Annotated in this window: 8 protein-coding genes; 3 read left to right on the forward strand and 5 right to left on the reverse strand. The window is 56.6% G+C overall.

Annotation, left to right across the window (positions count from 1 at the left end; translation table 11 throughout):
• Nucleotides 1-32: 32 nt before the first annotated feature.
• On the reverse strand, nucleotides 33-923 hold the full coding sequence (locus tag ABRP31_RS24960) for a LysR substrate-binding domain-containing protein (RefSeq protein ID WP_349972197.1): 891 nt from the start codon (nucleotides 921-923) through the stop codon (nucleotides 33-35).
• Between the two features lie 222 nt (nucleotides 924-1,145).
• On the opposite strand from ABRP31_RS24960, the gene ABRP31_RS24965 reads away from it, so the two are divergent.
• The 3 genes from ABRP31_RS24965 (at nucleotide 1,146) to ABRP31_RS24975 (ending at nucleotide 4,306) form a co-directional block, all read left to right on the forward strand.
• Nucleotides 1,146-2,315: an MFS transporter gene (locus ABRP31_RS24965; RefSeq protein ID WP_372489475.1), complete on the forward strand. Its 1,170-nt coding sequence runs from the start codon at nucleotides 1,146-1,148 to the stop codon at nucleotides 2,313-2,315.
• A 78-nt stretch (nucleotides 2,316-2,393) separates the two neighbouring features.
• Entirely contained in the window at nucleotides 2,394-3,665 is a 1,272-nt protein-coding gene (locus ABRP31_RS24970; protein WP_349972196.1) for an AAA family ATPase, read from the forward strand.
• The gene (locus ABRP31_RS24975; protein WP_349972195.1) at nucleotides 3,662-4,306 is read left to right on the forward strand and encodes a retron system putative HNH endonuclease; all 645 of its coding nucleotides are present in this window, start codon (nucleotides 3,662-3,664) and stop codon (nucleotides 4,304-4,306) included. Before ABRP31_RS24970 ends, ABRP31_RS24975 begins: the two co-directional genes overlap by 4 nt.
• A gap of 57 nt (nucleotides 4,307-4,363) precedes the next feature.
• On the opposite strand, the gene hemE is transcribed toward ABRP31_RS24975, so the two are convergent.
• The 4 genes from hemE to gltB form a co-directional block, all read right to left on the reverse strand.
• Entirely contained in the window at nucleotides 4,364-5,428 is a 1,065-nt protein-coding gene (gene hemE, locus ABRP31_RS24980) for a uroporphyrinogen decarboxylase (protein WP_349972194.1), read from the reverse strand.
• 169 nt (nucleotides 5,429-5,597) lie between these two features.
• Nucleotides 5,598-8,855, reverse strand: a complete 3,258-nt coding sequence (locus ABRP31_RS24985; RefSeq protein WP_349972193.1) for a dermonecrotic toxin domain-containing protein — start codon at nucleotides 8,853-8,855, stop codon at nucleotides 5,598-5,600.
• Between the two features lie 441 nt (nucleotides 8,856-9,296).
• Nucleotides 9,297-10,715 (reverse strand): FAD-dependent oxidoreductase, encoded by a 1,419-nt coding sequence (locus ABRP31_RS24990; RefSeq protein ID WP_349972192.1) that lies wholly within the window; start codon nucleotides 10,713-10,715, stop codon nucleotides 9,297-9,299.
• Between the two features lie 116 nt (nucleotides 10,716-10,831).
• On the reverse strand, nucleotides 10,832-15,280 hold the full coding sequence (gene gltB / locus ABRP31_RS24995; protein ID WP_087271145.1) for a glutamate synthase large subunit: 4,449 nt from the start codon (nucleotides 15,278-15,280) through the stop codon (nucleotides 10,832-10,834).
• Between the last annotated feature and the right edge of the window lie 223 nt (nucleotides 15,281-15,503).

Below are 15,503 nucleotides of genomic sequence, written 5' to 3' on the forward strand. Positions count from 1 at the left end.
ATGACAGTGACGTCACGGTCACGATATGGCGCTTACCCCGCCCGCTGCGTCACCAGCTCCACAAACGCCTTGGCCATCGGTGATTGCTGATCCTTGCGCTGCACCAGCCAGACGGCGCTGGTGGCCTCCGGATCAAGTAACGTGCGATAGACCACACCTTCGATTCGCATACGTCGATAGGACGCAGGCAACACGGTCACGCCAAGCCCCGCAGCAACCAGGCCAATGATGGTCATGACCTCTCCCGCTTCTTGAGTGATCAAGGGGCTGAACCCGGCCGCTCGCGCCAGATCGACAAGCTGCGCATACAAACCGCTGCCGTAAGTGCGTGGGAAAAACACGAAGGGTTCACTGGCCAGTTCAGACAAATGGATGCCTTGATCGCTGCCCTGTGCCAGCGGGTGATCCGCATTGATGATCGCCACCAGCGACTCGCGCAACAGCTCATGAACCACCAGGGAATCCGGCAACGCCAGTGGCCGCATGATGCCGACCTGAATGGACTCATCCTCAAGGCCGGCCGCAACCTCTTTACTGTTCATTTCCTGCAACGACAGGTGCACCGCGGGAAAGGTCTGGCGAAAAGCGAGGATCGCTTGTGGAATGCTCGAGGTGAACGGCGCCGACGTGGTGAAGCCGATCTTCAACTCCCCCAGTTCCCCCAACTGCGCACGACGAGCGACATCTGCCGCCTTGTCGACTTGCGCCAGCACCAAACGGGCCTCGTCGAGAAACAACCGCCCCGCCTCGCTTAACTCCACACGCCGATTGGTGCGATCAAATAGACGCGCACCCAGTTCCTGCTCCAGCGCCTGAATCTGCTGGCTCAGCGGTGGCTGGGAAATACCCAGCACTTGCGCGGCACGACCGAAGTGCAACTCTTCAGCGACCGCTATGAAGTAGCGCAGATGACGTAATTCCATGGCCCTTCCAATAAGTCGTTTCACCTATCAAACAGGTCGAACAATATATTGGAAAGAATGATTAGCGAGCTATATTCTTTTTTCTCATTGCCCGCCAGACGCTCTTTGAGGCCCACCGTGAACACTGCCGTCAGCCCTTCTGCTCCGCAAAACCAATCGACAACGATTGAAGCGGCCATCCCTTTGGGTGACGTTTACATCGAGAAAGACACGCCACTGTTCATGCGCACGGTGCTGGCGCTGTTCGCGGGCGGCTTCGCGACGTTTGCACTGTTGTACTGCGTCCAACCGATGATGCCGGTGCTGTCCCGAGAGTTTTCGATCAATGCGGCGCAGAGCAGCCTGATTCTTTCGGTATCGACCGGCATGCTGGCGATCGGTTTGCTGATCACCGGACCGATTTCCGACCGCCTCGGGCGCAAGCCGGTGATGGTGCTGGCGCTGTTTTGCGCGGCGATCTTCACCCTCGCCAGTGCGTTGATGCCGAGCTGGGAAGGTGTGTTGATTACTCGAGCATTGGTGGGCCTGTCCCTCAGCGGGCTGGCGGCAGTGGCGATGACCTACCTCAGCGAAGAAATTCACCCCAACCACATCGGTCTGGCAATGGGTCTGTATATTGGCGGCAACGCGATTGGCGGCATGAGCGGCCGGGTCATTACTGGCGTATTGATCGATTACGTCAGTTGGCATGTAGCGTTGATGGTGGTGGGTGTTTTGGCCCTGATAGCCGCTGCGGTGTTCTGGAAAATCCTTCCGGAGTCGCGCAACTTTCGCGCACGCTCGCTGCAACCGCGTAGCCTGATTGATGGCTTCGTCATGCAGTTTCGTGATGCAGGCCTGCCGTTGCTGTTCCTTGAAGCGTTCCTGTTGATGGGCAGCTTCGTGACCCTGTTCAACTACATTGGCTATCGTTTGCTGGCTGAGCCTTATCACTTGAGCCAGGCGGTCGTGGGATTGTTCTCGGTGGTTTACCTGTCAGGCATCTATAGCTCGGCGAAAATTGGTTCGCTGGCGGACAAACTCGGACGTCGCCAGGTGCTCTGGGCAGTCATCGTGTTGATGCTGGCAGGCATGGCCCTGACGATGTTTGAGCCATTAGCGCTGGTGGTCATTGGCGTGGTGATGTTCACCTTCGGCTTCTTCGGTGCCCATTCAGTCGCCAGTAGCTGGATAGGCCGCCGTGCACTCAAGGCCAAAGGCCAGGCATCGTCGCTGTATCTATTCAGTTACTACGCAGGCTCAAGCGTGGCCGGGACGGCAGGCGGGGTGTGCTGGCACTACGGCGGGTGGAACGGCATCGGTTTGTTTATTGGTGTGCTGCTGTTGATTGCACTGGGGGTGGCGCTGAAGTTGGCGAAGTTACCGCCGTTGCAGGTGACGGCGCAGGTTTAGTCACAACGTCGTTCTGGCGGGAATCACGGACCAAGGTACACTGCTGCACATCAGCCAGACTTGGTAAAGGAAACCGGCATGCGCCTGGACCGTCTCCACATTCAGAATTTTCGTTGCTACGAAGATGCCACTTTTGACTTTCAGCCGGGATTCAATCTGGTGGTGGGGGTGAATGGGAGCGGTAAGACTTCATTGTTGCAGGCGGTTGCGGCGAGTTTTGATGACGTTTCTGGCAGCATGGGCGTTTACAGCGGTTCTCTAAAAGAACAGGACGCTCGATTCGTCATCGATAACTACAACGGTCGAGTTCGGTTCGAACGTAAATACCCTGTGACATTGAAAGCAAGTGGCGATGTGTTTGGCTATTGCAATTGGTCAACCATTTTATTGCGTTCAGAAGAGATGGCGTCCTCTGACTCCGGCCTTGTAGACACCGTCAGGGACGAAGTCCAAGGCTTGAATCAAAACAGCACTACCGATTTACCGTTACTGGCGTTCTATCGCGGTAATCGCAGGTGGTCTGCAGCAAATGTATCTGCCGAATTTTCAGCAACCCAAAAAATATCCAGGTTTGACGGATACAAAAATTGGTATGACTCAGCGGCCGACATTCAAGATTTTGAGAGCTGGATCATCGGCAAAACTCTTGAGGATCTACAGTCGATTCGACGCTCCTCAGATGCAATGTCGATGTTTGACAATGAGCTAACCTGGATCAATTCAGCCATAAAGTGCGCACTCCCCGACTCGACGGGCATTTATTACGACCTGCCGTTGCGCAGTCTCCTGGTGAATTTCGGATCTAACAACTTCATCCCGTTCAATGAGCTTAGTGACGGACAACGCGGCCTGGTCGCGCTGATCGCCGACATTGCGCGCCGCATGTGCATCCTTAACCCCCACAAGGGTAAGGATGTCCTGCAAAACACCCCAGGCGTGGTCATTATTGATGAGTTGGATATCCACCTTCATCCGGCTTGGCAGCGCAATATCGTCCCGGCATTGAAGCAGGCGTTTCCTAAAATACAGTTCATTGCAGCCAGTCACTCACCGCAGATTATCGGCAGCCTGAAGCCCGAAGAAGTTATCGTCCTGAACAATGGTCAAAGCTCACATCCGCGCGTTACGTATGGTCTGGATTCCAGCAGCGTGCTTGAGGAAGTCATGGGCGTGGCTCAGCGCGAGCCCGATATTGAGAAACGTCTATCTGAGCTTTTTTCAGTGCTGGAAGATAACGATCTCGTAAAAGCGAAAGAGCTGTTGGTCGCTCTAAAACATGACGCTCCCGACCTTCCAGAGTTTGCAGGCGCGGAGGCGTTGATCAGGCGCAAGGAGATCCTCGGCAAATGAAGCGAGTGCTCAAAGGAACTGAACCCTCATCATTTATAGATTGGAAAGCGACGGCGAATGACGACTGGAGCCCAACTTATCCAACCCTGCAGAATCCGCAAAAACGCGAGTTACATGAAGCGTTGCTGCTCGAACAGGGCTTCTTCTGCTGTTACTGCGGCAGAGAAATAGAGGCGTCCACCAGTCATATCGAGCACTTCAGGCCTCAGGAAGCATTTGAGGCTATGGAGCTAGACTATCAAAATCTTCACGCCTCCTGTCTGCGCGAGACCCTGCCTGGTAACCCGCTGCACTGCGGGCACCGCAAGGGCAACTGGTTTGATGAGGTGCAGCACATCTCCCCTATGGATGAAGATTGTGAGCTACGGTTTCGATATCTCTTAACAGGTGAGATAAAGCCAACAAACGCCGAAGACTTACCTGCCGCAAAGATGATTGAGATGCTGGCGTTAGATATTGCCTATCTCAACAATCGACGCCAGAACGCAATAGGCGGAGTGTTCGATGATGAGTTCCTTTTGAGCGTCAGTGACGACGACCTAAACCGTCTGATTGCCGTAATCAGATCAACCGACATTGCAGATCAACACGCGTTCGACCACATCATTGCCCGTTACGCCGAACAACGCCTCAGTCGCTGAAAACAATCGCAAACAAAAACGCCCGGGATTAACCGGGCGTTTTTTATGAAGCCTGCATCAATCGTGATACTGCGCCGACAACTCATGCACCGCTTCGATGAAAGCACCGGCATGTGCCGGGTCAACTTCAGGGGTGATGCCGTGGCCGAGGTTGAAGACGTGGCCATTGCCGCTGCCGTAGCTGGCTAGGATGCGTGCCACTTCGGCGCGGATCGCTTGCGGGCTGGCGTACAGGACTGACGGGTCCATGTTGCCTTGCAGTGCGACTTTGTTACCAACGCGACGACGGGCGTCGCCGATGTTGGTGGTCCAGTCCAGACCCAATGCGTCAGCGCCGGTGTCCGCCATGCTTTCCAGCCACAGACCGCCACCTTTGGTGAACAGAATCACCGGCACCTTGCGGCCATCATGCTCGCGAATCAGGCCGTTGACGATCTTGCGCATGTAGGCCAGCGAAAACTCCTGGTAGGCAGCATCAGAGAGGCTACCGCCCCAGCTATCGAACACCTGCACCGCCTGCGCGCCCGCCAGAATCTGGCCATTGAGGTAAGCAATGACTGAGTCCGCCAGCTTGTCCAGCAGCAGGTGCATGGCTTGCGGGTTTTCGTAGAGCATGGCTTTGGACTTGCGATGGTCCTTCGAAGAACCGCCTTCAACCATATAGGTGGCGAGGGTCCATGGGCTGCCGGAGAAGCCGATCAGCGGTACACGGCCATTCAATTCGCGACGAATAGTGCTGACGGCGTCCATCACATAGCCGAGGTCTTTTTGCGGATCGGGGATCGGCAAGGCCTCGATATCGGCCATCGTGTTGACGGTTTTCTTGAAGCGCGGACCTTCGCCGGTTTCAAAGTACAGTCCCAACCCCATGGCATCCGGAATAGTCAGGATGTCGGAGAACAGGATTGCAGCGTCCAGCGGATAACGCTCCAGTGGTTGCAACGTGACCTCGCAGGCGAACTCCGGGTTCATGCACAAGCTCATGAAGTCTCCGGCTTTGGCGCGGCTGGCGCGGTATTCCGGCAGGTAACGGCCGGCCTGGCGCATCATCCAGACAGGGGTAACGTCCACGGGTTGCTTGAGCAGGGCACGGAGGAAACGGTCGTTCTTCAAGGCAGTCATGTCGGCATCCGCAAAAAAAGTGCGGGCATTTTCTCAGACGCGGACGTAAAAGGCACGGACAGAGCCGTGCCTTTTATCTATCAGGTCGATTTGTCGCGGCGGGCTGAGTGAGCCAAATGAAGCTCGGCCACTCATTCCCGCTACGATGCCAGATGAAACAATGTCTGCATTAGTGCTGGGACAAGACCTTATCGAACACCAATACACCGGGCTGGCCCGGCTGTTTAACAACGCTGCCCGTTTCATCAACTATCAAGCGCTCGACAAGCTGTAATCGCCACGAGCCTCTGCCGGTAGAGCCTGGTATGCCTGTCAGATCGAGGGTAAAGATACTCCTGCCAGTACCCTTCTCCTTGTAGCCATGAAATCTTCCGCCACCTTCCTGGGCGTACTTTTCAGTGACGCTCTCTGCCGACTTCAGAAGTTTTTCCTTAATAAACGGATCAGCCTTTTTAAACGGCTTGGCTTCTTCAAACCCGGTCAGGTCCAACGTATAGCGCTTGGGTCCTTCGCTCGCGGCTGGCACCGTAGCCGTGGCACCGTTGGCGCCTTTTGCGCCTTTGGGCATGCCGCCTATCAACCCGGACCTGGCGTATACCCAGTTACCGCCCTGAGAGCGTATCGGTAGTTGGTAATAAGCGTCAGGGCGGCGAGGATCAATCAGCCGCCAGACCCCGCTGTCACGGTCATAGCGTACCTGGAAGGTTTTCCCATCCTGTTTTATATAAAAACGCGATGCTGACCCTTGCTGTGCTTGCTCGTAGATTTCTTTAAAAATTCCATCCGTGCGCAGTCTCAAGCCATCCGGGCTGACGGCCAGAGCCGCCTTGCCTTTTAATTCAATGACAGTGGGGTATTTGCGAGGGGGGGATTTGATGTTGGTTTGTTTTGACGTCGGCAATGCTGCGGTCAGGAAGCTGGCCGCTGCAACAAAATACAAAGCGGAACTGTGGTCACCACCGTCCTCGTTTTTTATCGCCTTGGACATCGCATGCAAACTGCGCACGGCTGCTATGGGTAACGCAACCCTGAACGGTGTGAAGCCTAGCGCAAAGTCTCCGACGGATCTGACGATTGACCAGGCACTTTCCCAGTTTACTTCCCAAGTACTTTTGGTCTTTTCATCAACGAGTGCAATTACGCGCTCCGCTTGGGCTTTATAGCTTGTCTCAAGAAAGTTTTCGGTGTGCAGTGCCACATCAATTATCAAATCCTGCCACTTGTTCTCCAACATCCACCTGATTCTGGGTCTCTGAGAGGGTTCAGCCTGAAGGACCAAATAATCCTGAAACTCGCTATCTCCCAATCTGGGACGCAGATCCTCAAGGCTGTTCAATTCAACGAAACACCGCCCATCCTTAGCCCCAGCGGTGTAAAGCACAGCGGAAGGAACGCTCAAGGGAGAGGCCAGTCCGAAAACCAGAAAGTCATTCAGGATCACCCTGTCATCCGGCTTGGTACCGGATGCAATGCGTAGCGAACCGACCCTTACTCGCCTGCCCTCCACCAAAGGACGAGCGCCATCATCGACTGGATGATCCAGAACGGCTTTGACCCACTTGTAGCCGCGATCTTCCTGGCCGTGCGGTGAGGTACCATTTTCAAGGTAATCTCCGGCAAGCTTGGCCTCTAACGCATCCAGCTGCATCTGAGCCTGCATGACTTGAGCAAAGCGCTCTTTGTACCACTCCCCTTCAGGAGAGTTGAGCAACCGCGCTCTCAAAAAAGCTTTGTAGGTCTCGCCAATATCCACTTCACGCACGAGCCTGTAAGCATCAAGCGCACCAAAACCATCGATCGGCCTGCCGACTGCGTCTCTCACTTGAGCACGCAACAGGAACAGAACATCGCTGAATGCTACGTTTTCCAGGCTTAGCTGGGTAAGGCTGACGGTGCGCGGCAATGAGGCCGAGTGGTCACCTCCAATATGTGGCAGGCCAATGCTTGAGCCGGTACCCCAAGGCTGTATAACCGGGATGTGAACCCTGATCAGATCAGGGTCCAGTTCAAGGCCGAATCCGGATTTGAGTTGATCCTGAAGTTTCTTACGGGCGAATTGGCGTAGTTCTCTGGCGACCTCAGACACGGCCAGCGTGGGTGAATCAGGAACTTGCGCTTCAAGCATGGCCTGGGTGTACGTCTGAACCGCATCCGCCCAGGCGAGTTTGTCTGCAGCAGACGCTTGCATGAACCAGTCAGGTGCTAACGCATTATCGGTCTGGGCCGATGTGTCCAGCTCGAACCAGCCGCCGTTTTCTTTGACGACCAGATTACCTACCGTTGAGCGCAGCCCCGCTACGTCCCGCTCATGCTGCATGCCACACAGGCTGAGCTCATGAGGCTGCAGTAGCGAACCCAAAGCCAGATAGAAACTGTCCGTGGTCTGTCCGAAGCTGTTGATCTCACCTGTGCCAGGATTTTCTGCCCTATAAATACCATCACGGTCATGCCAGAGGACAATACGAGTGTCGTCGGGCTCCGTAGGTGAATAGCTGCTCTGGCCTGACTCGACAATCATCAATTCACGGTCAAGCGTGTCCTTTAAAAGCCGCTGGACGAATTGCCGCGCCAAGGCATCGGTTTCAGGGTCATAAACTCGGGTATTTAATATGCCGTCTATGGCGCGATAGCGAACCCACTCTGCCCACGAAGTCGTCAAAGCTGCCGCATGTTCTGCGGGTATTGTGCCGCTTAGCAGCAGCTCGGACTCTTGACTTTCGGTCATCGGAACAGCTTGCAACAGGTCCCCCAGCCTTTCACTAGGCAGCTGTGGGTTTAACTCGTGGAGCTTCACGAGCGACGGCAACCGGTCGGCCTCCGCAAGGGTCCATAGCGGCAAGAAAGGATTGGGTAAACCGGTTGGCGATTCGCTTTTGTTTGCCTGGGCATCGGCTAACAACGCGTCGAACAACAATCCACGTTCAGATCGCGCCATTCCTGCGAGCTGTTCGCGAAGCGTTACGATACGCCCGGAAATACTGTTGCTGCCATGGAAGTTGCCCCCCAGGCCAAGACCCGACGAGGCAGGAAGCTGACCAAGGATCAGCCGAAACAATGACTCCGGCCCCGTGGCGGGCTCATTGTGGTTTAGAGAGTACGTGCCATCATCCTGCTGGACGAGCACTACGGCGTACAGGGCAATACTCTGGTCATTGTCTTTCAGGTATCCCGCGACCTCCCCCCCGTCATCAAGCACTGTGATCTGCGTATCGACGGGCCACTGGGGTAAACGAGTCAGCATGGCGAACAGCAATCCGTCGCCGCCTTCAGGAAAAAAATCTTTCTCGGTAAAACGCTCGGCAAACTGATCAAGAATCCGGTCAGCATGCTGGCGGGCACGGTGCTCACGGACAGCGCTGATGCTCGGCAAGAATGTATTCGACGCTTCAGCAGTCGAAGGAGTGGACAAGGTTGCATCTTGAGACATGGCTATTTCCTTATAGCGTCATGTATGACAAGGAAATCAACGTGACACTGATTTCCCGTAGATCAGGCAATCCTAGTCCCTCTGCAAGACGGAAAAACGTAACGGAAATACGCAGCAAAAGAGTCGGCGAGCCAGCAGGTAGTGGCCATGGATGGGTGCAAAGAAGGGGATGAAGCTGGAGGAGGTATTAGCGCTGGGGTCGGGCGGAGAGTTACTTCAACCAGCGTTACTGCGCAGAGTTGTTGCAGGGTTTGTATCAGCGATTTTCCGTTGGAGCGACCGGAGTGGCGCTCCACTTTGCTCGAGAATCAGGCGGCGCGGTGTATCAGGCAAATCATAGAACCAGCGGGAGCAGTGCTTGCCGCGATGCGGACACCGCGATCTATCAGGCGGATCGCGTTATCGTTCATCGCGAGCAAGCTCACTTCTACAGGGGATCGCTTAGACGCCCAGGTAGTCCAGAATCCCTTCGGCCGCATTACGGCCTTCGAAGATTGCAGTTACCACCAGGTCAGAGCCGCGCACCATGTCGCCACCGGCGAAGATTTTCGGGTTGCTGGTCTGGTGTTTGTACTGCGCCTGTTCCGGAGCGATGACGCGGCCCTGGCTGTCGGTCTGGATGCTGAACTGTTCGAACCACGGCGCAGGGCTTGGGCGGAAGCCGAACGCGATGACCACGGCATCAGCCGGGATGATCTCTTCCGAACCAGGAATCGGCTCAGGGCTGCGACGGCCACGGGCATCCGGCTCGCCGAGACGGGTCTCGACGACCTTCACGCCTTCAACCTTGTCTTCACCAACGATGGCGATCGGCTGACGGTTGTAGAGAAACTTCACGCCTTCTTCCTTGGCGTTCTTCACTTCCTTGCGCGAACCCGGCATGTTTTCTTCGTCGCGACGATAAGCGCAGGTCACCGATTTGGCGCCCTGGCGGATCGACGTGCGGTTGCAGTCCATAGCCGTGTCACCACCGCCGAGCACCACGATCCTCTTGCCTTTCATGTCGACGAAATCTTCCGGCGACTTTTCAAAGCCCAGGTTGCGATTGACGTTGGCGATCAGGAAGTCCAACGCATCGTGCACGCCCGGCAAGTCTTCACCGGCAAAGCCACCCTTCATATAGGTGTAGGTGCCCATGCCCATGAATACGGCATCGTATTCTTCGAGCAGTTGCTCCATGGTCACGTCCTTGCCGACTTCGGTATTGAGACGGAATTCGATACCCATGCCGGTGAACACTTCGCGACGATGGCTCAATACGGTTTTTTCCAGCTTGAACTCAGGGATACCGAAGGTCAGCAGACCGCCGATTTCCGGATTCTTGTCGAACACCACCGGAGTCACGCCGCCGCGCACGAGTACGTCAGCACAGCCCAGACCCGCAGGACCAGCGCCGATGATCGCGACGCGCTTGCCGGTCGGGACCACTTTTGACATGTCCGGACGCCAGCCCATGGCGAACGCGGTGTCGGTGATGTACTTCTCCACCGAACCAATGGTCACAGCGCCAAAGCCGTCGTTCAGGGTGCAGGCACCTTCACACAGGCGGTCTTGCGGGCATACGCGGCCGCAAACTTCCGGGAGGGTGTTGGTCTGGTGCGACAGCTCGGCGGCAGCCAGGATGTTGCCTTCCGCAACCAGCTTCAGCCAGTTGGGAATGAAGTTGTGTACCGGGCATTTCCACTCGCAGTACGGGTTACCGCAACCCAGGCAACGGTGAGCCTGATCGGCCGACTGTTGGGGTTTGAAAGGTTCGTAGATTTCCACGAACTCTTTCTTGCGCTGACGCAGCAGCTTCTTCTTCGGATCTTTACGCCCGACATCGATGAACTGGAAGTCGTTACTTAGACGTTCAGCCATTTGGAGCCTCTTCACGGCAGCTTCAAGCGACAAGCTTCAAGCTGCAAGAAATCAAATTCTGTTCGACCCACTGAGCTGCAAGCTTGTAGCTTCAAGCTTGCAGCTCGTGGCTGCTTTTATTGCGGGTTGGCGCGGGTGCTGGAAAGCAACGACTTCAACGAAGCAGCCTTCGGCTTGACCATCCAGAAGCGGCGCAGGTAATCGTCCAGGTTTTCCCAGACGTTACGGCCCCACTCGCTGTCGGTTTCCTCGACGTACTCAGCCAGTACACGCTCCAGATGGCTGCGATAGGCTTCCATCGCTTCGCCGCTGATGCGCTGGATTTCAACCAGTTCATGGTTGACCCGGTCAACGAAGGTGTTGTCCAGGTCCAGCACGTAGGCGAAACCACCGGTCATGCCGGAACCGAAGTTGTAGCCGGTCTTGCCCAGTACGCAGACAAAGCCACCGGTCATGTATTCGCAGCAGTGATCGCCCGTGCCTTCCACGATGGTGTGCGCACCGGAGTTACGCACCGCGAAACGCTCGCCTGCAGTACCGGCCGCAAACAATTTGCCGCCGGTTGCACCGTACAGACAGGTGTTGCCGATGATGGCGCTTTCCTGTGTCTTGAACGGGCTGCCTTTGGGCGGAACGATCACCAGCTTACCGGCCGTCATGCCTTTACCGACGTAGTCGTTGGCGTCGCCTTCCAGATACATGTTCAGGCCACCGGCGTTCCACACACCGAAGCTCTGCCCGGCCGTGCCTTTGAAGCGGAAGGTGATCGGTGCGTTGTTCATGCCCTGGTTGCCGTGCAGCTTGGCGATTTCGCCAGAAATCCGTGCGCCGATGGAACGGTCGCAGTTGCAGATATCCAGTTCGAACTCGCCGCCGCTCAGGCTCTGAATGGCCGGTTTGGCCATTTCAACCATACGCTCAGCCAGCAGGCCCTTGTCGAACGGCGGGTTACGATCCACCAGGCTGAACTGAGGTTTATCAGCCGGGATGTGGTCGCTGCCCAGCAGTGGCGTCAGGTCCAGGTGCTGTTGCTTGGCGGTTTCGCCCGGCAGGATGTCGAGCAGATCAGTACGGCCGATCAGCTCTTCCAGCGAACGGACACCCAGTTTGGCCAGCCACTCGCGGGTTTCTTCTGCCACGTAGGTGAAGAAGTTGATCACCATGTCGACGGTGCCGATGTAGTGGTCTTTGCGCAGCTTCTCGTTCTGAGTGGCGACGCCGGTGGCGCAGTTGTTCAGGTGGCAAATGCGCAGGTATTTGCAGCCCAGCGCGATCATTGGCGCAGTACCGAAACCGAAGCTTTCAGCGCCGAGAATCGCAGCCTTGATCACGTCCAGACCGGTTTTCAGACCACCATCGGTCTGTACCCGGACCTTGCCGCGCAGGTCGTTGCCACGCAGGGTCTGGTGAGTTTCGGCCAGACCGAGTTCCCACGGAGCGCCGGCGTATTTGATCGACGACAGCGGCGAAGCACCGGTGCCGCCGTCATAGCCGGAAATGGTGATCAGGTCGGCGTAAGCCTTGGCAACACCAGCGGCAATCGTACCCACGCCGGCTTCAGCAACCAGCTTGACCGAAACCAGCGCATCCGGATTGACCTGCTTGAGGTCGAAAATCAGCTGCGACAAGTCTTCGATGGAATAGATGTCGTGGTGCGGCGGCGGTGAAATCAAGGTCACGCCCGGCACTGCATAACGCAGTTTGGCGATCAGACCGTTCACTTTACCGCCCGGCAGTTGCCCGCCCTCGCCCGGTTTGGCGCCTTGAGCAACCTTGATCTGCAACACATCGGCGTTGACCAGATACTCAGGGGTCACACCAAAACGGCCAGTAGCGATCTGTTTGATTTTCGAGCTGCGGATGGTGCCGTAGCGCGCAGGGTCTTCGCCGCCCTCGCCGGAGTTGGAGCGTGCACCCAGACGGTTCATGGCTTCAGCCAGCGCTTCGTGAGCTTCAGGAGACAGTGCGCCCAGCGAGATGCCCGCCGAGTCAAAGCGCTTGAGGATTTCCGCCAGCGGCTCGACTTCGTCGATGGACATCGGCGTGTCGAGTGTCTTGACTTGGAACAGGTCGCGAATCATCGACACCGGACGCTTGTCCACCAGCGAGGTGTATTCCTTGAACTTGCTGTAGTCGCCTTGCTGCACAGCAGCTTGCAGCATGCTGACCACGTCCGGGTTGTAGGCGTGGTATTCGCCACCAAACACGAACTTGAGCAGGCCGCCCTGCTGGATCGGCTTGCGCGGGCTCCAGGCTTCATTGGACAGCAGCTTCTGCTCGGCTTCGATATCGACGAAGCGTGCACCCTTGATGCGGCTAGGCACACCACGGTAGCTCAGCTCGCACACTTCTTCGGAAAGGCCGATGGCTTCGAACAATTGCGCACCGCGGTACGAAGCGATGGTCGAGATCCCCATCTTCGACAGGATCTTGAGCAGGCCTTTAGTGATGCCTTTACGGTAGTTCTTGAACACCTCATAGAGGTCACCCAGCACTTCACCCGTACGGATCAGATCGCCCAGCACTTCGTAGGCCAGGAACGGGTAAACCGCCGAAGCACCAAAGCCGATCAACACCGCAAAGTGATGCGGGTCACGAGCCGTGGCGGTTTCAACCAGGATGTTACTGTCGCAACGCAGGCCTTTTTCGGTCAGGCGGTGGTGCACTGCGCCAACAGCCAGAGAGGCGTGAGCCGGCAGCTTGCCCGGAGCGATATGACGGTCAGTCAGGACGATCTGGGTACGACCGGCACGCACGGCTTCTTCAGCCTGATCGGCGATGTTACGCACAGCCGCTTCAAGGCCGATGCTCTCGTCGTAGTTCAGGTCGATGATCTGCCGCTCGAAACCTGGACGCTCCAGAGTCATCAAGGAGCGCCACTTGGCTGGAGAAATGACCGGCGAGCTGAGAATCACGCGGGAAGCGTGCTCTGGCGACTCCTGGAAAATGTTGCGCTCGGCACCGAGGCAGATTTCCAGCGACATGACGATGGCTTCACGCAGCGGGTCGATCGGCGGGTTTGTCACCTGCGCGAACTGCTGACGGAAGTAGTCGTAGGGCGAACGCACGCGCTGCGACAGGATCGCCATCGGCGTGTCATCGCCCATGGAGCCGACCGCTTCCTGGCCTTGTTCACCCAGCGGACGCAATACCTGATCGCGCTCTTCGAAGGTGACCTGATACATCTTCATGTATTGCTTGAGCTGGTCGGCATTGTAGAAAGCCGAACCATGGTCGTTGTCTTCGATGGTCGCCTGGATACGCAAAGCGTTCTTGCGCAGCCATTGCTTGTACGGATGACGCGACTTCAAGCGGTTGTCGATGGCGTCGGTGTCGAGGATCTGGCCGGTTTCGGTGTCCACGGCAAAGATCTGACCCGGACCGACACGGCCCTTGGCGATGACGTCTTCCGGCTTGTAGTCCCACACGCCGATTTCCGACGCGAGAGTGATGTAACCATTCTTGGTGGTGACCCAGCGCGCCGGACGCAGACCGTTACGGTCAAGCAGACACACCGCGTGGCGACCTTCGGTCATTACGACGCCGGCCGGACCATCCCATGGCTCCATGTGCATGGAGTTGTACTCATAGAACGCCCGCAGATCGGGGTCCATGGTTTCAACGTTCTGCCACGCAGGCGGAATGATCATGCGCACGCCACGGAACAGGTCGATGCCGCCGGTAACCATCAGCTCCAGCATGTTGTCCATGCTCGAGGAGTCAGAGCCAACGCGGTTGACCAGCGGGCCCAGCTCGTCCAGATCCGGAATCAGTTCGTTGGCGAACTTGGTGCGACGGGCCTGCGCCCAGTTGCGGTTACCGGTGATGGTGTTGATCTCGCCGTTGTGGGCGAGGAAGCGGAACGGCTGGGCCAACGGCCATTTCGGCAAGGTGTTGGTCGAGAAACGCTGGTGGAACACGCAAATCGCGGTTTGCAGGCGCTCGTCGCTCAGGTCCGGGAAAAATGCCGTCAGGTCGCGCGGCATCATCAGACCTTTGTAGATGATGGTCTTGTGAGAAAAGCTGCAGATGTAGTGATCGGTGTCTTCAGCGTTGGCGACCGAAGAACGGCGACGGGCGCTGAACAGCTTGATTGCGAACTCTTGATCGCTCAGGCCTTCACCGCCAATGAACACCTGCTCGATTTTCGGCAGACGCTCCAGGGCCAGACGACCCAGCACGCTGGTGTCGATAGGCACCTGGCGCCAGCCGACAAGGGTCAGGCCAGCGGCGAGGATTTCGCGATTCATGTTCTCGCGGGCAGCGTCTGCTTTAGTGTCGTCCTGATTGAGGAACACCATGCCCACGGCGTATTGACGCGGCAGCTCATTACCAAAGTGCTCTTTGGCAACGGCGCGCAGGAACGCGTCCGGTTTTTGAATCAACAGCCCGCAACCGTCACCGGTCTTGCCGTCGGCGTTGATCCCACCACGGTGGGTCATGCAGGTCAGGGCTTGGATAGCCGTCTGCAACAGGTGATGACTGGGTTCGCCCTGCATGTGAGCAATCAGGCCAAAACCACAGTTATCCTTGAATTCATCTGGATGGTACAGACCTGCTTTCATAGACACTTTCTCACCAGGCTGCCTCTTTCCGAGGCAAATTTCTTTTCAATTCAACCAGTTACCTCACGCGCTGAACGTACGCCAGCTTAGCGGGAGCAAAAGGGAGGTCATTGTACACAGCGACACAAAGCCTCACAAATTTAACGACGAACAGTCGTAAATTCGTGTCGCATTTATGAACGTTTATAGCTGGATGCTGTGCTAGCCGAAAGAACTTTTATCA

This window comes from Pseudomonas caspiana (assembly GCF_040224095.2).
GTDB lineage: Bacteria > Pseudomonadota > Gammaproteobacteria > Pseudomonadales > Pseudomonadaceae > Aquipseudomonas > Aquipseudomonas caspiana.